Here is a 21,236-nt window from a genome sequence, read left to right as displayed (position 1 = left end):
TTAATATAATAGCCATGATAAAAAGAATTGATGCTACTGCCGAAGCGATTGAATTGATAAAAACTCTAAAAGAGAAACACGGTGATTTAATGTTTTATCAAGCCGGAGGCTGTTGCGAAGGAACGCAGCCACAGTGTTTTGAAAAAGGAGGATATTATCAGCGAATGGGTGATGTTTGTATTGGAACAATCGAAGACACAGAATTCTGGGTCGATAAAGATTTATTCGAATACTGGAAACATGCACATTTTACTTTAAAAGTAATTGATGCTTTTGGCGTTGGAGGCTTTTCATTAGAAACACCTTTAAAAAAGACATTCCAAATCGAATATAGAATTTTTACTGAAGAAGAAGAAAAGGATTTGGAGCCTGTTAAGTTTATAGAGTAGGTTTAGAGGTTCAAAGGTTCAGAGTTGCAAAGGGACAAAGGTTTTTTTCTTTCGATTTTGTTTCTTTTTTTTTTCATAGCCCGTGGTTTCAACCACGGGATTTTGTGGTAAATAATAGCGGGTAATAATTTTGGCGATATACATTGCGTTCCTATGGTTGAAACTACGGGCTATATTTAAGGATGGTGTTTGTATTTTAAAGCAATATTTATCGTAAAGAAGCACAGCATTGCGACTACATTCAAATCATCTTTTTCATATGTCAAACGCCAGACGCACTGCTGTGCGTCTCTACAGAAAAACCTCTGAACCTTTGCAACTCTGAACCTTTGTGCCTTTTAATCTTAGCATCTCAGAACCTTAGCCCCTCAGCCCCTTTAATTAACATATAAAAGCTGATACTGCTTAGGCGTAATTCCCTCATGTTTTTTAAACAATCTTATAAAGTAATTCGCATCTTCAAAACCGGACAGATAGCAAACTTCATTGATCTGAATTCCGGGGTTTTTCAGGAGTTTTTTAGCGTGTTTTATTTTTTCATTCAAAACATACTCAATCGGACTCATGCCTAATTCACGTTTGAAGAAACGATAAAAAGAAGCTGTACTCATACAGGCTTTTTCGCTTAAGCTTTTCAGATTTATATTTTCTTTCAAATTAAGTCTGATGAATTCAGTTACTTCAAAAATTGGATTATTAGAAGAAACAGAAACTCCCTGATCAAGAGATTTTAAAGTTTGTGTTTGTATAATTCTGATTAATAATTCCTGCAAAGTTAAATCAGCCAAAGCATCCTTTGTCATCGAAGTCCCCATGCATTCTTTAATCAGTTTATTGATGGTAAGGGCAAGATCGATATTATTATAAAAAAAGTAGTTTTGGTGATTCAATTGCCAGTAGGAATCGCTTCCTTCTTTAGGATAATGTTCGTTAAGGAAATTTAAAGTATGGTTTATTTTAGATTTGTCAATTGCCAGCGCCAGACATTGCGTTGGGTTTTCTCTTGAAGCTTCAGGAAAATCAATTTTCATCTCGACATTTGGCGGAATAACAACTGTTTCTCCTGGCAAATAATCAAATCCGGGATCATCAAAAAGATGCATTATTTTTTTACCTCTCAGCATACTGGTTACCACCAAATCGTTAAATTTTAACGGAACCAGTTCAGAAGATTCATAAGTTTCAAAAATGTTTAACTCACAATGATTTAATGTGTAAACAGTCCTGTTTTCGACAAGTGTTTTTAATGATTTTTCATTCGACAAATGTGGAGGATTTATTAAAGCACGTTGGTTATTCATTGTGATTAAATTTTTAAGTGGAAACTTTAAATTTAATAAAAAAATGAATAACAACCTCAGATTTAACGTTTAATTAAATCAGTTCTTCAACGTGTTTTTTGATATTTTCTGAAATCTTTTTCGTTGGCAAATCATTTTCATCATCACCAAACGGATCTTCGATTTCTTCGGCAATAAGTTCTAAACTCGCCAATACATAAAAAATAAACACCACAACAGGAGCGACAAAATATCCCAAACTAATTGAATAGCCAAAAGGAAGTGTCATCGTATAAAAGAAGATGAACTTTTTAATAAAAGCACTGTAAGAGTAGGGAATAGGCGTGTTTTTTATTCTCTCGCAAGCCCCGCAAATATCTGTAAAAGCTTGTAATTCTTCGTTTAGGATAATAAGCTGATCTCCGGTAATCTTTTTAGCATCATACAAATCATTGATTTTATGAAACATCATTCTTTTTACCTGATTGGGCTTATGTTTATGATGATCAATTTCTAAATCGACATCATCAAAAAGTTGTTTACTCGTCTCAGAATCATGCAGATGCTTGTGTAAAATTGAAGCATAAGTCGGAATGAATTTTCTAAAGAATTTTCGATCATTTTCATCTTTCAGCATGGCCGAAAGTTTAATAGCAAGATTACGGCTATTGTTTACCAAACCACCCCATAATTTTCGTCCTTCCCACCAGCGATCATAAGCAGTATTAGTTCTGAAAACAAGCAAAAGAGAAATTACAAAACCCAACATTCCGTGCATGATCGGAATGTTATGGATGTAATCGTTTTTACCAAATTTAAAATACGCGATTTCCAGATATCCAATGATACAAGAATAAATTCCGATGGCAATCATGATCGGAAACAGTTTTCTTACGGTGTCTGATTTATGAACATGAAAGATAAAAGTAAACCAATCTTTGGTATTATATGAGATCATTTAAGTTTGTTTTGAAACAAATTTACTTTAAAAATTAATATTTCCAGCTAATTCTTTCAAAGCAATTTCAGATAATTTAGCCTCATATTGTGCGTTACTGTAACGTACTTTTGCATTTACATAATTAAGCTGAGCAGTTCTGAAATCAAGCGTAGTAATTGTTCCAATTCTAAATTTATCCAGCGTAATATCTAAGTTTTGTTTGGCAATAGCCTGATTATCTTCTTCAAGATCAATTAATTCTAAGTTGGTTAAATACGTTTGAAAAGCCGTACTCAATTGCGTATTCAAAATCATATTTTGCTGGTCAATGGCAATTTGAGAATTTTCTATTTGAAGTTTTGCTACTTTCTCATTGCGATGCTGATTAAATCCGTCAAAAATATTCAACGAAGCGTTAAAACCGTATGTAAAACCTTTTGAAGAGTTTTCGCTTGTAAATCCTAAACTCGACTGACTTTCAGAAAAATTATAACCTGAAGTTAAATTTACTGTTGGATAGCGGCTTGCTTTTACTTGTTTAAGCTGTAATTCTGCAATACGTTTGTTGATAATTTGCGATTCTAAAGCCGGATTTTGTTTTTTTGCCAGATCCATTAAATCGATCAATACCAGTTTGTTATCTACGGTAACCAAATCAGTTACTGTAAAATCAATTTGAGGATCACGCGCCAAATATTGATTCAATAAAATTTTGGCATTTTTATACGATTCTTTTTGTCTTAATAAACCAACCTGGTCGGTATTTAAATCAACCTGAGCATTTAGAACTTCTAATTTCGAAGCTTTACCAATAGTGAAACGGTTTTGTGCCAATTGAACTCTTTGCTTAGAAATTACGATTGTAGTATCTAAAGCCGCCAATTGGTGTTGTTGCTGCACTAAATCATAGTAAGCAGAATTTACCTGACCAATTTTAACCAAAATAGTTCTCTTTAGTTCGGCATCGCCTAATTTTTGAAGCTCTTTTAATTGATCGTATCGGGCAAACATTCTCATTCCGTCAAAAACAGTCCAGCCCAAACTTACTCCATACGTTAAACTGTTGTTTTTTGCATTATTCAATGTAGTAGATGTTCCGTCCTGACGTACCTGTGTAGAGTTTGTAACACTATTGTTGTCTACAATATTAGCTGTTGCCGTTGGCAGAAGACCCGCATTTCCAATGGTAACGTTTGTTTCGCTTATTGTCGAATTATTTTTAGCAATTTTAATTTCGAAATTATTATCTAAAGCTACTTTCATAGCGTCTTCAATAGTCAGTACCTCTTGAGCGCTACTTTTTGTTATACAAAACAAAAATAAAACCAGACTTATTAATGTTGTTTTAGTTTTCATATTATGAATTGATTAGCAACGAATTACATTTTAGAACGAAATTCGTTGCTTGTATATTATTTCAAATTTTAATTCCTATTTAATACTTTCTCTTTCATATTCTTCGATATGATCAAATTCTGGATAATGTTTTCTTGCTTTAGACCACATAAAATAAATAGCAGGAATTACGAAAAGCGTTAAAGCTAAAGAGAAAATCGTTCCTCCCACAATTACAACTCCCATACCAATTCTACTGGTAGAAGCCGCTCCAAGAGACATTGCAATTGGTAAAGCTCCTAAAGCAATGGCCAAACTCGTCATTAAAATAGGACGCAAACGCGCTTCTGAAGCTTCAAGTATGGCTTCCATTTTTGGTTTTCCCTGTTCTCGTAACTGATTGGCAAATTCTACAATCAAAATACCATTTTTGGTTACCAGACCAATAAGCATTACGGTACCAATCTGACTAAAGATATTCCAGGTTTGATTGAATAACCATAACGAAAATAAAGCCCCTGCAACCGCCATAGGCACAGTTAAAATAATAATAAGCGGATCGATAAAACTCTCAAATTGCGCTGCAAGAATCAGAAATATTAATAATAAAGCCAATCCAAAAGCAAAAGAAGTATTCGAGCTACTTTCGACAAAATCTCGTGATTCTCCACTTAAATCGGTGGTAAAACTCTGATCCAGAACTTTTGCTTTAATTCTGTCCATTTCTTCAATACCATCGCTGATACTTTTTCCTGGCGCTAAACCAGCAGAAACCGTTGCCGACATGTATCGGTTATTGTGGTACAATTGTGGCGGATTACTTTGTTCTTCGACTTTTACAACGTTATCCATCTGAATCAATTGTCCGTTTTTGCTTTTTACAAATATTGAAGTCAAATCTAGCGGTTTAGAACGGTCTTTTTGATCAAACTGTCCAATAACCTGATATTGTTTTCCGTTTTTAATGAAATATCCAAAACGTTGTCCGCTCAAAGAAAGTTGCAGCGTTTGTGCAATATCCATAATCGAAATTCCTAAACTCTCCGCTTTTGCACGATCAATACTTACATTGATTTCCGGTTTATTGAATTTCAAGTTCACATCAGTCGTAGAGAATACATCACTTTTACCGACTTCATCCATAAAAACAGGAATTTTTTCTCTCAGTTTTTCAAAAGTAGGAGCCTGAATAATATACTGAATAGGCAAACCTCCACGTCGGTTTACCGAAATTGTAGGCTGTTGAATTACAGATGTTTTAGCATCCGGATATTTTTTAGTCCATTTGGTTAATTGATCAGCAATATCTTTTTGAGATCTGGATCTTTCATCCGGTTCTTTTAATGAAAGCCTGATAAAACCTGAATTTGTTGCAGAACCTCCCGAACCTCCGGCTGTAATTACCAGACTTACTTTTTTCTCCGGAATAGAATCATCAACCAATCTTGACATTTCCTGCATAAAACGGCTGGTATATTCGTAAGATGAACCTTCAGGAGTAGTCATACGCATCGTTACAGAACTACGGTCATCATACGGAGCCGTTTCTTTTGGTAATATGGTAAAGAATAAATAAATCAATCCGAAACAAGCAATCAGAATAGGGAAGGAGATCCATTTTTTCTCCATGAAACGCGCTAAAGATTCAGCATATCCGCTATTTAATTTTTCGAAAAACGGTTCAGTTTTAATATAGAATTTTGATTTTTTCTGTTCTCCGCCTTTCATTAAATAAGCGTTCAGCATTGGCGTTAAAGTCAGGGATACAAAAGCCGAAATTAATACCGCAGCACCGATGACGACACCAAACTCCCTAAAGAGTCGGCCTACGAAACCTTCTAAGAAAATTACAGGCAAAAATACCGCAGCAAGTGTTACCGAAATCGAGATTACAGCATAGAAAATTTCATTAGAACCTTTGATAGCTGCTTCGATTGGAGACATTCCTTCTTCGACTTTTTTGAAGATATTTTCGGTTACTACAATTCCGTCATCTACCACCAGACCGGTAGCTAAAACAATAGCCAAAAGGGTTAATACATTTATAGAGAATCCAAAAAGCCACATGATAAAAAATGTCGCGATTAATGATACCGGAATATCAATTAAAGGTCTAAAAGCAATTGCCCAGTCTCTAAAAAACAGATAAATAATAATGATTACCAGAATAATCGAAATTCCTAAAGTTTCAGCAACTTCAAGTACTGATTTCTTTACGAATAACGTATTATCAAGTGCAATGTTTAATTTGATGTCCTTTGGAAGATCTTTCTTTAGGGCATCATATTTTTTATAAAATTCTTTTGAAATATCAAGGTAATTAGCACCGGGCATTGGTACAATCGCTAACCCGATCATCGGAAGTCCTGATGATGTTAAAGAAGTTTCGATATTTTCAGGTCCTAATTCAGCACCTCCAACATCGCTTAAACGAACAATTTTATCTCCGTCTGTTCGAATGATAATATTATTAAATTCTTCAGGTGTAGATAAATTCCCGATTGTTTTTACAGTCAATTCAGTATTATTTCCGGTTAGTTTTCCAGAAGGCAATTCGACATTTTGAGCGTTTAATGCATCACGAACTTCTGCAACTGTACAGCCGTAAGCGGTTAGTTTTACAGGATCGATCCACAAACGCATCGCGTAACGTTTTTGCCCCCAGATTTGAACTCCACTTACTCCGGGAATCGTTTCTAATCGCTGTGAAATTACATTTTCTGCATAATCACTTAATTCCAGAGAGCTTCTGGTGTCACTCTGAACCGTCATCGAAATAATAGATTCACTATCGGCATCGGCTTTAGAAACTACCGGCGGCGCATCAATATCCTGCGGTAAACTTCGAACGGCCTGCGAAACTTTGTCACGAACATCATTTGCAGCTTCTTCTAAGTTTTTATCCAGATTAAACTCGATTGTAATATTACTGCTTCCCTGATTACTTGATGATGTAATGTTTCGAATTCCGTCAATTGCATTTACTGCTTTTTCAAGGGGTTCTGTAATTTGTGATTCTATAATATCAGAATTGGCTCCTGTATAATTGGTTCTAATAGAAACCTGTGCGGGATCGATCGAAGGAAATTCACGAACACCCAAAAAGGTATAACCAATAAAACCGAATAGAATAATCAAAAGATTCAGTACTATGGTTAAAACAGGTCTTTTTATACTAGTAGTTGATAAACTCATGTTTTGATTTAGGATTTTAGATTTTAGAGTTTAGATTGTTGATTTTTTGAGCTTAGATATTAGATTATAGAATAAAGAAAATAGATTTTCTAAACTCATAATTTATAATTCAAAACTCATAACTCAAAAAATCTATTTTTTTACTTGAACTTTTATTGGCGCTTCATTTTTTAACGACATTACACCGCTGGTAATCAAAGTATCTCCGGCTTTTAATCCTGACAAAATCAAAATAGAAGAATCAGTTCTTGTAGCAGCATCAACCATTACTTCTTTGGCTTTGCCCATATTGGCAATATAAACTTTTTTACCGCTTTGTACCGGAATAATAGCTTCAGTTGGAACAACAATAGCGTCTTTGATGATGTTTAATGGTAATTTTACATCAGCAAAAGTTCCAGGGAAAAGTTTTCCGTCAATATTATCTGCAATAGCGCGAATTTTTAAAGTACGGGTAGCAACTTCAACTTCCGGTTCGATGGCATAAATTTTAGCATTGTATACTTTATCTGATCCCGAAACCGAAAAATCGATTGTTGAACCTGATTTTACTTGTGCAGCATATTTTTCAGGGATTGAAAATGTAATTTTTAATTTTCCTGTATTTACCAATTTAGCCACCAAAACGGTTGGCGTAATATACGTTCCCGGAGATATAGAGCGCAAACCAATTTTACCTGAGAATGGCGCTTTTACCGAAGTTTTTGCAATTTGAGCTTTTATTAATTGCGTTTGTGCTTTCATCGAAGCATAATCAGCATTTGCAATATCAAATTCTTCCTGACTTATCGCTTCTTTCTGAAGTAATAATTTTGCTCTTCTTTCGTTTTCAGCAGCCAGACCTTCTTTGGTTACTGCCTGTCTTAATTGTGCTTTAAGTTCAATATCATTTACCTTAAAAAGAACCTGACCTTTATTTACAAAACTACCTTCAGTAAAATAAATTCCTTCAACAATTCCCGAAACCTCACTGTGAATTTCGATTTGTTCATTTGCCTCAATAGATCCTGAAAGTGACAGGTTATTATCGAAAGTAGCTGTTTTTACAACAATGCCTGTAACTGTAGTTGGCTTATCCTTGCCGCCAAAATTTTTAGATTCTTCGTTTTTCTTTTTATTAGAAACTATTCTATAGGTTATAAATCCTCCGATGCATATAATCAGCAAGGCATAAATAAGGTTTTTTACTTTCATAAAATTGAGGTAAATGTTTTTTGGGTATGTGTTTTTAGTAAGCCTACAAATTTAACTTTTTGAAACGAAAACGAAAGATGTTGGGTTTTATTTAACACTTGTATAATATTAATTTTAAATGTCTTTTAACAGCGGTATCCGCCGTTTTTTTGTAATTAGATATGCTTTCTGTAAAATGGTTTAATCGTGTTGAATTTATTTTATGATTTTTATTTTTATGATTTTCGCTAACTATCTTTTAGTGTGTGTTTTAGTCATTTTTATATGTTTTTGCTTACGTATTTTTACTTGAAAAATTTATATAAAGTAATCTTATTCTTTCTTTTATGAAAATTTTAGCATTTTGTCTGATTTTTTTTGCAGTTTATCGATTTTATTCGTAACATTGATATGCTTAAACAAAATGATGATTTTTTTGTACGAATAGTAATGTTTTTGGGTATTAAGCGATAAAATGTGTAGGTTTTTTATTTGTTTTTAAGTTAAAATTATTTCATATTAAAATAAATTATTTAACAATCGTTTAAACATTTTTTTATTGTAACCCTAAAATCTGCCTTTTATGCTAAGAAAATTACTTGTTGGCTTATGGATGCTATTGTTGTGCGCTGCTATTTCAGTTTTATTCTGGCAAAACGAATTTAAATATAGTTTACCTACACCAGTTCCTAAAAACTACCATGATATAGCCATGGGAAGTAAAATTGATCTGAAGTGTTGCTCTACAGATACCAGACCAGTTTTTATTCACTTTTTTAATCCTGACTGCCCTTGTTCCCGCTTTAATATTCCTCATGTAAGTGGTTTGATTAAGAAATACGGAGATCAGGTAAATTTTAAGATTGTGGTTCTTAATAAACTAAAGAACTTTACGATAGAAGAAATTCAGGAGAAATTTGATGCTAAAATCCCCGTTTATTTTGATGAAGGCATAGCCAAAAGCTGTGGTGTTTTTTCTACGCCTCAGGCTGTTATTATTGATACTTCGGGAGATTTGTATTACCGCGGAAACTACAACAAAACAAGATATTGCACCAATGAAGACAGTAATTATGCGCAAATGGCAATTGACGCTTTATTAAAACAAACCAAGACCCCTTCGTTTGATGCTTTAGCTCTGAGAGCTTATGGATGTTCGCTACCAAAATGCACTAAATAAATCTATTTCTTAACCTAAATCTCTTTAATTTATGAAAACAAAAGCCAGTTTGAATGAACGTGATTATCTGCACAATTTTATGTCTACGATGACACAAAAATCAGATACGATTATCAATTATGTTCTTGCTATTTATTTCCTTCTTGGAATTGCATTAGCCTTTAAGTACGACACATTTGAAATTGGAGTTGGAGTAGGGACATTGAATCTTTTATTGTACTATTCGGCTAAATTTTTCATTAAAAATTCTAATTTTTATCAATACGTTTTAGCGGTTGTTCTGGCGATATTTATGGCGCAGTATATCTATCAGATGCACGGATTATTCGAAATGCATTTTACAGTTTTTATTGCCAGCACTATTTTAATTATCTATCAAAACTGGAAGCTGCAAATTCCGCTTACACTTTTGGTGGTTTTGCATCACGGTGCTTTGGCGTATATGCAAAACTATATTTATACGGATCCAAAAGGATTACAATTGTATTTTTCGCAGGTCAATTTCGATTTAGAAACTTTTATTATTCATGTCGTTTTAGCCGCAGTTGTTTTCTTCATGAACGGATATTGGGCGTATTATTTTAAAGAACACAGCCAAAATCATATTTCGAAAATTTCTGATGAGTATGAATTAGAAAACATCAAACTAGCTTCTGCAAAATACAGTTCGATGAGCGCTACAAAAGATTACAATGATTTCATTCACAGAACTACTCTTGATTTAAAAATGCCTGTTAATTCAGTTTTAAAACTTATTGATGTTTCTAAAGGACATACAGATAATGATCAGCTTTTGAGCTATCTGGAAATGATGAGAGAAAGTGCTAAAAAAATTGACGATTTAGTGAATGATATTCACGTTAAATCAACAAATAGCAGAGGCCAAAGTTAATCGATATATAAAACTTAATTATACAATACTTTACAGGCCTCAGTTTATACGCAAAATACAATTGCATATTAATTTAAAATACAAAAATTATGGATATCAGATTTAATCGCCCGACTCCATCAGACAGAGAAGTTGATTGGAATAAAACTAAAGTATTATTAAGTAAAACAGACACAAAAGGAACTATTTTATATGCTAACGAAAACTTTATTGACGTATCAGGATATGACGAACATGAGCTAATTGGTCAGCCTCACAATGTTATACGTCATCCTGATATGCCTAAAGTGATTTTTAAATTTATGTGGGATAGCATAAAATCGAGCGAGAATATCCATGTAATTATTAAAAACATGTCGAAGACCGGAAGGTATTATTGGGTAGTGACCGATTTTAAAATAATTGCTGATGGCGATGGCGAAATTGCCGGTTATTTTGGTACCCGCAAATCAGTTCCTGAAGAAATCATAACCAAGTTTATCGAGCCTTTATATAAAAAACTGCTTCATATCGAAGAAGTTAGCGGTCTCGGCGCTTCAGAAGATTACTTAATAGGTTTTCTCGAAGAGCGAAAAAAAACGTACAACGAATATGTTGATCATCTGATCGCAACCGGAAAAGATGATAAAAATAAAATAAGCAAAGGTCTTTTTAGCGGATTATTCGAAAAGAAAACCACGCCTAAAAAATAAGCAATACAATACTATATGCTTCATTGCGTAACTGAAAATTCAAACTTAAAATTTGTCCCCCAACAAATCTAAATCACCCTGAAAAAGTTATTGAATGTTTAGATTATTGCAGTGAAGTATATTTTTTTCTAAGCTTCTGAGTTTCTAAGTTGCTAAGGTTCTAAGTTTTTTTCCTTTTTGTTTTTTGTTATTTTAAGAAAACAGAGACATTCAAAATATTTTTCTATAGAAACGCACATCAGCGCGTTTACGTTCCAATTACTCATACCCCGTGTTAGACGCACTGCTGTGCGCCTCTACAAAGAAAACTCAGAACCTTAGCAACTTAGAGCCTTAGAACCTTAACTAATATAATTCCAAATATTTTTCTTCTTCGTGAGCTCGATAAAAACAGCTTTTAGTATCGCGTGTTCTGGTTTTTGCAAAGGACCGTCTTCTTTTAAGATTTTCATGGCGTAGTTTCTGGCGAGGCCTAAAATCTCGCGATCGCGAACAATATCAGCAATTTGAAGGTTCAAAACACCACTTTGCTGCGTTCCCATTAAATCTCCCGGGCCACGTAGTTTAAGGTCTACTTCGGCAATTTCGAAACCATCATTGGTTTGCACCATGGTTTGCATTCGGGTTTTACTGTCGTCACTTAATTTGTGGCCTGTCATTAAAATACAATAACTTTGTTCGGCACCACGACCTACACGGCCACGCAATTGGTGTAGTTGAGACAATCCAAAACGTTCTGCGCTTTCAATAATCATTACACTCGCGTTAGGTACATTTACACCTACTTCAATTACAGTAGTCGCCACCATAATGTTCGTTTTTCCTTCAGAGAAACGTTTCATTTCGGCATCTTTATCAGCAGGTTTCATTTTGCCGTGCAAGATCGAAATCGAATATTGAGGTAATGGAAAATCACGTGATATACTTTCGTAACCGTCCATTAAATCCTTGTAATCCATTTTTTCAGATTCCTGAATCAACGGATAAACGATATAAATTTGTCTTCCCAAAGCAATTTCATCCCTTAGGAATTTCCACACCTTCAATCGGTTACTATCAAAACGATGTACAGTCTGAATGGGTTTTCTGCCCGGAGGCAACTCATCAATTACCGAAATATCTAAATCTCCGTATAAACTCATCGCTAAAGTTCTCGGGATAGGAGTGGCGGTCATGACCAAAACGTGTGGCGGAATGTCGTTTTTCTTCCACAATTTCGATCTTTGTTCTACTCCAAAACGATGTTGTTCGTCAATTACGGCCAAACCTAAGTTCTGAAATTTTACTTTGTCTTCAAGTAAAGCATGAGTACCAATAAGAATATGTAAACTTCCGTTTTCGAGTTCCTCGTGAATTATTCTTCGCGCTGCAATTTTAGTAGATCCGGTTAATATTTTTATATTAAGGTTTAAAGTTTGAGCCAACTCAGATAATCCAATAAAATGCTGATTGGCAAGAATTTCTGTTGGCGCCATCAAACAAGCCTGAAAACCATTGTCGATAGCCAGAAGCATGCTCAAAAAAGCCACAATTGTTTTTCCTGAACCTACGTCTCCTTGTAGTAATCGGTTCATTTGGGCATTACTACCCATGTCTGAACGAATTTCTTTTACCACTCGTTTTTGAGCGTTTGTAAGTTGAAACGGCAAATGATGCTGGTAAAAATCATTAAAAAACTCCCCCACTTTTGTAAAAGGATGACCTTTTATTTTGTGTTTTCTAATGAGGTTTTTAGTAATCAATTGCAACTGAATAAAGAACAATTCTTCAAATTTCAATCGAAATTGGGCTTTCGCCAAAGCGTCAGTGCTTTTAGGAAAATGTATGTTGAATAAAGCAGCTCTTTTCGAAATTAGCTTTAATTCTTCTATTAAATAAGGAGGAAAAGTTTCTGTAAATAATGCCTGTGTTTCAAGAAACAATTGCTCCATCATCTTATTAATCGTACGATTTGAAATCCCTCTATTTGTCAGGGTTTCAGTTGAAGGATAAACAGGCTGCATGGCAGAACGAAGGCTTTTTTCGTGCTCGCTCAACAATTCAATTTCGGGATGCGCCATACTAAACTGACTTCCGTAAAGCGAACATTTTCCAAAAATAACACAAACTTCATTGAGTTTTAAACTTTCCCGAATCCATTTGTGGCCCTGAAACCAGTTTAAGTCAATTTGCCCGGTATCATCCACGAAAGTGGCCACCAGTCTTTTTTTGTTTTTAGCAAATTCGACTGTTTTTATATTGATGATTTTTCCAATAATCTGAACTTCGGCACCGGTATTTTGCAGTTCGTTTATCTTATAATAACGCGTTCTGTCGATATATCGGTTCGGAAAAAAATTAACTAAATCCCTGTATTTATGAATACCCAATTCCTTACGAAGCAATTGACCGCGACTTGGGCCAACACCTTTTAAGTATTCGATTGGGGTTTCCAGGAGATTATTAGACATTAATTATTTTAGATTTTAGAATATAGATAATAGAACAAAAAATATAGAGTGAAGAAAAAAGATTTTGATCCGTATTCTTTCTTCTATTTTCGGTTCTCTTTTAGAAAAGCGAAGATAAATTTAAAATAGGAAATTTGAAAGCCTGAAATAATTGAATAAGTATTTTAACAAATAAAGATAATTATTAGATTTGTTAAATGTTTAAAATATAAGCTCTTGATATGATTAACGAAGAAAAAGTTCCTTTTGAAACCTTAGAGTTTGCCGGCGTTACATTTAAAGTGATTAATCGACACGCAGCTCACGATATTATTGGAAATCTTACCAATTTTAACGACGAAAAAATCTATAATGTCTTTGAAGATACCTGGCGTTTTCCTGACTATGAAGAAAATCCAATTTTTCTGTTAGCAGAAGATGATGTAGAAATGGATTCGTTTGAAATGGATTTTAGTACAGAAGAACATCCTGATGTTTTTATATTAGGATTTATTTTTAAAGGAAATCTTGCGGTTAAAAAACTTATAAGTTCTTTTGATACAGATAATTCGCCCGCTTTAATCGTTTTGGGAGAAACAACAAGCGTAAATATTACTCTGTTTGGAAGCGTGCATTATTTGGGAGGCGGTGTACAATGTGATGCGCTTTTAGGAGAATACAATCACGGAGAACTTTTTGTAAAAGGCGATGTTACAGCCTGGTTAATTTATAGCGATGATATGCTCATGCATTTTGAACGTTTTACAGATGTTCAGGCGATAATTAGTGCAAACCGACCTGATATTTTAATATGCAGTAATGTTGCGGATGAAAATGGAGCAGTGATGACCATTGAAAATTACTTTCCGTCGACTCATAAATTATCAGATATTGTACATGATTCTTTTATCGAAATTTCAGATTATGGAACAGAGATTTTAGGAAATAATTATCACGAAGACGCCTTTAAACAAGGGCTTTCGATTCTTGATTACGAAAAAACGGAAAAGTATATGTATACTAATTTTCGAGATCAGTTTATAGAAATAATCAACGTTTTGTCTGAACAGGAATTTATAGGCAAAATCAGCAAAGAAAGTGAAGGAAATGAGTATTCGTTTATTCCGTTTGAATACCAAGGAAAGAAATACAGTCAGATTTCTGAAGATATTGCAAATGGTTTTAATATTAGATTACGCGCTTTGTGGTGTCATGATACCGAAGAAATTACGCTTTTATTAGAATATTTACATGAAGATGGAAATCCAAAATACCAATGGGCTAACAATGAAACAGCTCCCGGAATTGAAATGTTCTGTGTAAAATGTGCTGTTATTAAAGCTTTTGAAGTGCTTACGGCAGCAACTTCTGAAGAAGAAGATAATGATGAAGATGAAACAGAATATGCTGAGTATGACAGCAGTTTTTCATTAGAAGATTTTTCTGTTCAGTTTGGTAACTATGCTATACCAGAAGATTTATTAAAATTATATGAATTCGAACAGGAATTTAGTGCAGAAACCTATTCTCAATGTTTTGGACTTACTATAACAAATGAAAAAACAGGAATAAAAACCTGGTCTGAAAAAGAAGAATTTTACAATAGTTTTATTGAATTTGCAGGAGCAAATGGTTCCGGAAGTTCTTATGCTTATTGGGTTATAGACAATGATTTAAAGAATTGTCCTATAGTTGTTTTTGGAGATGAAGGTGGTATTCATGTCGTAGCCGAAAACACACGCAAATTAATTCATCTTTTAACTTTAGATACAGAAATTTCAGTTGATTTTGATTCGGCTTATTTTTTTAAAGATGAGGAATATTACGAAGAAAATGAAAATAAAGAAGAGTTTCAGCAATGGGTTAAAAAAGAATTTAATCTTGATCCAATAGAAACAAACGAAGGAACGGAAGAGATTGTAAACGAGGCCAAAGCAAAATATAAAAAACGATTAAACGACTTCTTAATCAGTTTTGATATAGAAATTGGAGAAGATGAAGAGTAGTTCTTCTATAATCACCAAATGAATTTTTATCTTTGAACAAAACTTAAGTAATGACAACACATTTAGCACTCTTACGCGGAATCAACGTTTCTGGCCACAACATGATGAAAATGGAGGCTTTGAAAGCAATGTTAGAAAATATTGGTTTTCAAAATGTCCGCACGTATCTACAATCCGGAAATGTTTTTGTAGACAGCGAAGAAGATGCTGCAAAAGTGGGTTTCATGATCAAACAGGAAATTTTTAAAGTATTCGGACATGAAGTTCCTACGATCGTCATTACCAAAGAAGATCTGGAATTGTGTTTTAAAAACAGTCCTTTTTTAAAGGAAAAAGATGTTGACACTAAAAAACTATATGTTGCTTTTGTTTCGGTAGCTTTAAAAAGCGAAAATATAAACGATTTAAAAATCAGTCAGTTCAAGCCAGACGAAGCTAGTATTGATGGAAACAGAATTTTTATTAAATACGCCGTTGGAGCAGGAAAAACAAGATTTGATCAAAAGTATATTGAGAAAAAACTAAATGTTACCGCAACAATCAGAAACTGGAATACAGTAACTAATTTGCTTGAATTGTATAACTTTTAATTAGATAATTAGATAATTAGAAAATGTGATAATTAGATAATTCAAAAATCAATTTACTGATTTTTGAATTATCAGATAAAGATAACAACATCATTATCTCATTTTCTAATTGCCAAATTTTCTAATTACTAATCTCTTAACCATTTTTGCATTACAGGAAAAGCTTCCTTACCTTCTTTAAGTGCGCGATCATCGCTTAAGGTAAGTCCAATCCATTCTAAAAAGGGTAATCCTATGTAATTTTTATTGCTAAAATTCGAAATAAACCAATCCGAATCGCCTTTGTAACCATTAGGATGAAATACAAAATCTAAAGGCAATTGCAGATGATTTGCCGCAGCAAAAGACCATAGAATCGCCACTATTTCTTCAGACTGAGTAGGCCATTCTGGTGACATTTCGCTTGAACCAACTAATTTTCTTTCGGAAGAAGTGGTAACTGCCAAATGTCCTGCTTCGTGTAAGATATCGCCAGGATATAATAATTTATCATAATCGATATAAATGCAATTGGAACCCAAACTTAATCCTGGTAAAAAAGTATCCTCAAGCTCTTTTTCAACGACATCAATTCCTATTTCGTTCAGGAAAGATAGCACTTTCTCTATTTTTACATCTTTCTGTTTTGCAGGCATATTACGATGATTTTAAGTAAAAATAATATTTTATTTTGAAACCAAATACTAGATTAAATCACAATACCAAAACCCAAAATCAAAAACTTCACTGGTATTGGTATCACAAACGGTATTTGAGGAATCTTCCGTTTTGGGTTGTTCATATTTGCGATAAACAATTTCTCCAATTTCAAATTGAATAGGTTCGGAAAAAATAGGACCATCAAAAGTAAAGGTATGAAATTCGCCGTTTTCTCCGCAAACATCTACATTTTCAGGTAAATCAGTTATAAATTCCTGATCGATAATTCGGCCCACAAAACTTTTATCCAGATAACGTTCGTTTACACAAACCACAATTGTTTTAAATCCTAAGGAAATAAACTCCTGAATCAAATCCTTCGTTGGAATTTTCCATAAAGGAAAAACAGCTTCAAAACCAATTTTAAGCAATTGATCTTCTCGGTATTTACGTAGATCTTCAAGGAAAATATCACCAAAAACAGAATGTGTAATTCCTTCGTTTTTTAATTCGCTTAAAGTTTTGGTCATCACATTTTCATACACTTCCATGGTAGGTATTTCAGGAATTTGCATGATTTTAAGCGGCAAACCAATGCTTTTTGCCTGAGCTTCTAACAATTCGACACGAACACCATGCATTGAAATTCGCTGAAATTGCTGATTGACGCTCGTAAGTAAATATTCGATTTTAAAATCAGGATTTTGTAATGTTTTATACAATGCCAGAGCAGAATCTTTTCCGCTGCTCCAGTTAAATATAGCTTTTTGAGGTGTAGGCACGTTGTTATAATTTTCTAAGGTAAACATACAAATTTCATTCGATTTGTTGGTGAAACCTTTGTAACTTTGGATTTTCGCCTTCAAATTTATTTCAATGAAATACATCTTTCTTTTTATCACCAGTTTCGTTTTCGCACAACAAACCCAATTTGTCGATTTTAAATCGGTTTCAGGACAATTGAAATTAAATGCCGTCGAAAAATCAGTTTCAGGAACTGTCGATTATCGTTTTGAGGTTTTAAAACCAATTGATACCATTAAAATCGATGCTAAAAACATGGAGTTTTCTCATGTTCAGATTGACAATAAAGACGTTCTTTATATCAACACAGGCAAGGAACTACAAATTGTGAATCATTTTGAAAAAGGTGAAAATCGTCTAACTTTTGAATATTCGGTTAAACCAAAACAGGCTCTTTATTTTGTAAATATTGATAATTCAGAAACTCAAATCTGGACACAAGGTCAGGGAAGATATACCAGTAATTGGTTTCCTAGTTTCGACGATGTAAACGAAAAAGTTATTTTTAGTTTAGGAGTTACTTACGATATTGATTATCAGGTTGTTTCAAACGGAATTTTAAAAGAAAAAAAATCAGAAGGAAATTCAACGCATTGGCAATACCAAATGCAAAATCCTATGAGTTCGTACTTGTTGATGCTTGCCATTGGAAAATATGACAAAAAAGAATTTAAGGCAAAATCTAAAATTCCGCTAGAATATTATTTAGAAAATAAAGATGCAAATCGTTTTGAACCTACTTACAGATACTCAAAACGTATTTTTGATTTTTTAGAAAAAGAAATAAGCGTTAAATATCCGTGGGGGATTTATAGAGAAATTCCGGTTCGTGATTTCTTATACGCAGGAATGGAAAACACCACGACAACGCTTTTTGCAACCCGTTATGTAGTAGACTCAATAGGTTTTACAGATAGAAACTATACAAATGTTGACGCTCACGAATTGGCGCATCACTGGTTTGGAGATTTAATTACGGCTGAAAGCAGTAAACATCATTGGCTTCAGGAAGGTTTTGCAACGTACTATGCAGCATTAGCCGAAAGAGAGATTTATGGCGAAGATTTTTTCTATTCAAAATTATACGAAACGGCCCAGCAAATTAAATTCGCTTCTAGAAACGATTCGATTCCGGTTCTGAATGCCAAAGCAAGTTCACTTACTTTTTACGAAAAAGGAGCCTGGGCTTTATTCGTTTTGCACGAATCTATTGGCGATAAAGCATTCAAAAAAGCCATAAAAAGTTACTTGAAAAAGTATGCTTATCAAAATGTAAATACTCAAAATTTCTTCGACGAAATAAAAAAAGTATCTGATTTTGATCTTGATCAATTTCAGAAAACCTGGTTAGAATCTACTGCTTTTGATACGCCTGCAGCAAATGCTTTATTGAGCAAAAACAAAGCAATTCAGACTCGTTTAGAAGTAGATAAATTAAAGAAGACACCATTACCAGAGAAAATAGAGTTTTTAAAAAATACATTAGAATCTGATGTTTACGAAACTGTAAAAGAAGCAATTGTGAGTCAGATTGAACCTGAAAAATACGAGGCAAAAAAAGAACTTTTGCTAATAGCGTTGCAAACCAATAATGTACAGGTTCGTCAGGCTGTTGCTAGTTCATTGTCTAAAATTCCGGAAGATTTCAGAACAAATTATGAAACTTTACTAGACGATAAATCATATCAAACACAGGAAATAGCCTTGTTTTATTTATGGAGAAATTTCCCCGAGCATCGAACAGCATATTTAAATAAATCTAAAGATTGGGTTGGTTTTAATGATTTTAATCTTCGCACTTTGTGGCTTTCATTAGCATTATCAACTCCCAATTATAGCGAAAATCCAGAGGCTTTAGTCAATGAATTAATTTCATTTTCGTCTACAAAATACGAAGCTACAACGAGACAAAATGCACTTGAAAAACTTATCGCTTTTAAAATAATTAACGATCAGGTTTTGAGTAATTTAGTTAGTGCGACGACGCATCATATGTGGCAATTTTCAAAGTACGGAAGAGATACGATACGCGTTTTATTAAAAAATTCAGAAATGCGTGCTTCGTTTGAAAGAATTTTGCCTAATTTGAACCCCGAAGAACAATTTCAATTGAATCGTTTGTTGAAAGAGTAGATTATAGAGAATAGAAGCAAGAAGAAAGATGCAAGAGAATAGAAAATAGAATAAAGATGATGGATTTTAGTCTTTATTTTTTACTCTTGATTCTATTTTCTTAAAAGATTATCCAAAAACAAAACCTACAATAATATTTATGAGAGCATTGGTTATTTCTGGTGGAGGAAGTAAAGGCGCGTTTGCCGGTGGTGTAGCGCAATATTTAATAGAAGAGAAAAATCACGAATATGATCTTTTTATAGGAACTTCTACAGGTAGCTTACTTATTCCGCATTTGGCGTTAGGTCACATCAAAAAAATTCATTCTGTTTATACCAATGTTACTATGGCAAGTATTTTTAATATTTGTCCGTTTGTAGTTAAAACTAAAGATGGGGTCGATATCGTAACGATAAATCACTTCAATGTACTGCGTCAGTTTTTTAAAGGAAAAAGAACTTTTGGAGAAAGTAAAGGATTAAAGAAATACATTAGAAACAACTTCTCGTTATCGGATTTTAATAAACTAAAGAAATTAAAAAACGATGTTGTGATTACTGTTACCAATTTTACCAAAAACGAATCAGAATATAAATCGATAAAAGATTGTACTTACGAAGAGTTTTGCGATTGGTCTTGGATTTCAAGTAATTATGTTCCGTTTATGAGTTTGGTCGAGAAAGATAATTTCGAATATGGCGACGGAGGATTTTCGAGCTTGGTTCCTATTCGTGAGGCGATTAATCGCGGAGCCACCGAAATTGATGTAATTATTCTGGAAACCGAAGTCAATATGAATAAAACCGTTATTGGTAAAAATCCGTTTTCGTTAATGATCGACTTGTTCCGAATTGCATTAGATCAGGTTGAAAAACATGATATTGCCATAGGAAAACTAATGGCAAACAATAAGAATGTAAAACTTAACTTATATTACACGCCCACAAAACTAACAGATAATGCTTTGATTTTTAATAAAGAAGTAATGAAAGAATGGTGGGAGCAAGGTTATGAATATGCTCAGAATAAGTCTGAGGTTATGAGTGATAATCGCTAATTTTAGAATTTAGATTTTAGATTGAAATAACCTAAAAATTTAACTAAGAGAATATAAAGAATAGAAAATGAGCAATTTTAGATATAGCATTTGCGAGCCTGTAAATCCTGAAATTATTGAAAAGGGAAAGATTGATTCTTCGGAAATAGTGCAAATATTTGAGCGTTTTCCGTGGAAGTTGCATTTAGAAAAAATGGAGAATGCAAAAAATGTTTATTACTCTCCTTCGATTGAATTTGAGAATTTAAGCAATAAAAATGCTTTAGCGATTTCTGCTATTGGAACTCCGGATCAATATGAATTTTACATCTTTTTTAAAAGGCCAAAAGTTCAAAAAACCTGGTTTGGTTTTAGCGAAAAATTAAATAATAATTATACCTCTGACTTGCTTGATCAAAGCAAAGAGACAACAATTGGATATTTAAAAGCTTTGGCTGATAATAATATAAATTATTTAGAAAGCAGGTTTTAATAATTTTATAAATTGATTTTGAAAAATATAATTCTAATCCTTTTATTA

17 protein-coding genes are annotated in these 21,236 nt (G+C 33.4%); 9 read left to right on the top strand and 8 right to left on the bottom strand.

The genetic code is table 11. The features are described from left to right. Positions 1 to 14 precede the first annotated feature (14 nt). On the top strand, positions 15 to 389 hold the full coding sequence (locus FLACOL7796_RS12560) for a DUF779 domain-containing protein (RefSeq protein WP_173971121.1): 375 nt from the start codon (positions 15 to 17) through the stop codon (positions 387 to 389). 377 nt (positions 390 to 766) lie between these two features. Here FLACOL7796_RS12560 and FLACOL7796_RS12555 read toward each other — a convergent pair whose 3' ends face one another. The 5 genes from FLACOL7796_RS12555 to FLACOL7796_RS12535 form a co-directional block, all read right to left on the bottom strand. After that, on the bottom strand, positions 767 to 1,690 hold the full coding sequence (locus FLACOL7796_RS12555; RefSeq protein WP_173971120.1) for an AraC family transcriptional regulator: 924 nt from the start codon (positions 1,688 to 1,690) through the stop codon (positions 767 to 769). Positions 1,691 to 1,763: 73 nt separating this feature from the next. Further along, positions 1,764 to 2,627, bottom strand: a complete 864-nt coding sequence (locus tag FLACOL7796_RS12550) for a bestrophin family protein (RefSeq protein ID WP_173971119.1) — start codon at positions 2,625 to 2,627, stop codon at positions 1,764 to 1,766. Positions 2,628 to 2,654: 27 nt separating this feature from the next. Continuing rightward, positions 2,655 to 3,965, bottom strand: coding sequence for a TolC family protein (locus FLACOL7796_RS12545; RefSeq protein WP_173971118.1), 1,311 nt, complete (start codon positions 3,963 to 3,965; stop codon positions 2,655 to 2,657). A 75-nt stretch (positions 3,966 to 4,040) separates the two neighbouring features. Next, complete coding sequence (locus FLACOL7796_RS12540) at positions 4,041 to 7,139, bottom strand: efflux RND transporter permease subunit (protein ID WP_173971117.1); 3,099 nt, start codon at positions 7,137 to 7,139, stop codon at positions 4,041 to 4,043. Positions 7,140 to 7,271: 132 nt separating this feature from the next. Then, complete coding sequence (locus FLACOL7796_RS12535) at positions 7,272 to 8,333, bottom strand: efflux RND transporter periplasmic adaptor subunit (RefSeq protein WP_173971116.1); 1,062 nt, start codon at positions 8,331 to 8,333, stop codon at positions 7,272 to 7,274. 562 nt (positions 8,334 to 8,895) lie between these two features. Here FLACOL7796_RS12535 and FLACOL7796_RS12530 point away from each other — a divergent pair. From FLACOL7796_RS12530 to FLACOL7796_RS12520, 3 genes are all read left to right on the top strand, one after another. After that, positions 8,896 to 9,492: a peroxiredoxin family protein gene (locus tag FLACOL7796_RS12530; protein ID WP_173971115.1), complete on the top strand. Its 597-nt coding sequence runs from the start codon at positions 8,896 to 8,898 to the stop codon at positions 9,490 to 9,492. Positions 9,493 to 9,523: 31 nt separating this feature from the next. Continuing rightward, positions 9,524 to 10,384: a histidine kinase gene (locus tag FLACOL7796_RS12525; RefSeq protein WP_173971114.1), complete on the top strand. Its 861-nt coding sequence runs from the start codon at positions 9,524 to 9,526 to the stop codon at positions 10,382 to 10,384. Between the two features lie 89 nt (positions 10,385 to 10,473). Beyond that, a complete protein-coding gene (locus FLACOL7796_RS12520; protein ID WP_173971113.1) occupies positions 10,474 to 11,076 on the top strand; it encodes a PAS domain-containing protein in 603 nt (200 codons plus the stop codon). A gap of 341 nt (positions 11,077 to 11,417) precedes the next feature. Here the strand turns inward: FLACOL7796_RS12520 and recG are convergent, their stop codons facing one another. Beyond that, positions 11,418 to 13,526, bottom strand: coding sequence for an ATP-dependent DNA helicase RecG (recG, locus tag FLACOL7796_RS12515; protein WP_173971112.1), 2,109 nt, complete (start codon positions 13,524 to 13,526; stop codon positions 11,418 to 11,420). Positions 13,527 to 13,747: 221 nt separating this feature from the next. Between recG and FLACOL7796_RS12510 the strand changes: the two genes are divergently transcribed. Further along, positions 13,748 to 15,511: a hypothetical protein gene (locus FLACOL7796_RS12510; protein WP_173971111.1), complete on the top strand. Its 1,764-nt coding sequence runs from the start codon at positions 13,748 to 13,750 to the stop codon at positions 15,509 to 15,511. A 50-nt stretch (positions 15,512 to 15,561) separates the two neighbouring features. Beyond that, positions 15,562 to 16,101, top strand: a complete 540-nt coding sequence (locus tag FLACOL7796_RS12505; RefSeq protein ID WP_173971110.1) for a DUF1697 domain-containing protein — start codon at positions 15,562 to 15,564, stop codon at positions 16,099 to 16,101. 128 nt (positions 16,102 to 16,229) lie between these two features. Here the strand turns inward: FLACOL7796_RS12505 and FLACOL7796_RS12500 are convergent, their stop codons facing one another. Further along, complete coding sequence (locus tag FLACOL7796_RS12500) at positions 16,230 to 16,736, bottom strand: MBL fold metallo-hydrolase (RefSeq protein ID WP_173971109.1); 507 nt, start codon at positions 16,734 to 16,736, stop codon at positions 16,230 to 16,232. 48 nt (positions 16,737 to 16,784) lie between these two features. After that, the gene (locus FLACOL7796_RS12495; protein WP_173971108.1) at positions 16,785 to 17,549 is read right to left on the bottom strand and encodes a Dph6-related ATP pyrophosphatase; all 765 of its coding nucleotides are present in this window, start codon (positions 17,547 to 17,549) and stop codon (positions 16,785 to 16,787) included. A 67-nt stretch (positions 17,550 to 17,616) separates the two neighbouring features. On the opposite strand from FLACOL7796_RS12495, the gene FLACOL7796_RS12490 reads away from it, so the two are divergent. The 3 genes from FLACOL7796_RS12490 to FLACOL7796_RS12480 all read left to right on the top strand — a co-directional run bounded on the left by FLACOL7796_RS12490 (position 17,617) and on the right by FLACOL7796_RS12480 (position 21,188). Continuing rightward, complete coding sequence (locus FLACOL7796_RS12490; protein WP_173971107.1) at positions 17,617 to 19,677, top strand: M1 family metallopeptidase; 2,061 nt, start codon at positions 17,617 to 17,619, stop codon at positions 19,675 to 19,677. 139 nt (positions 19,678 to 19,816) lie between these two features. Then, positions 19,817 to 20,716: a patatin-like phospholipase family protein gene (locus FLACOL7796_RS12485; protein WP_173971106.1), complete on the top strand. Its 900-nt coding sequence runs from the start codon at positions 19,817 to 19,819 to the stop codon at positions 20,714 to 20,716. 67 nt (positions 20,717 to 20,783) lie between these two features. Further along, a complete protein-coding gene (locus FLACOL7796_RS12480; protein ID WP_173971105.1) occupies positions 20,784 to 21,188 on the top strand; it encodes a hypothetical protein in 405 nt (134 codons plus the stop codon). The last annotated feature ends 48 nt before the right edge of the window (positions 21,189 to 21,236 follow it).

Origin of the sequence: Flavobacterium bizetiae, assembly GCF_902804475.1 — a bacterium.
Lineage (GTDB): Bacteria > Bacteroidota > Bacteroidia > Flavobacteriales > Flavobacteriaceae > Flavobacterium > Flavobacterium bizetiae.
The sequence above is the reverse complement of the archived record's forward strand: the minus strand, read 5'-3'. Positions and strand labels throughout refer to the sequence as shown.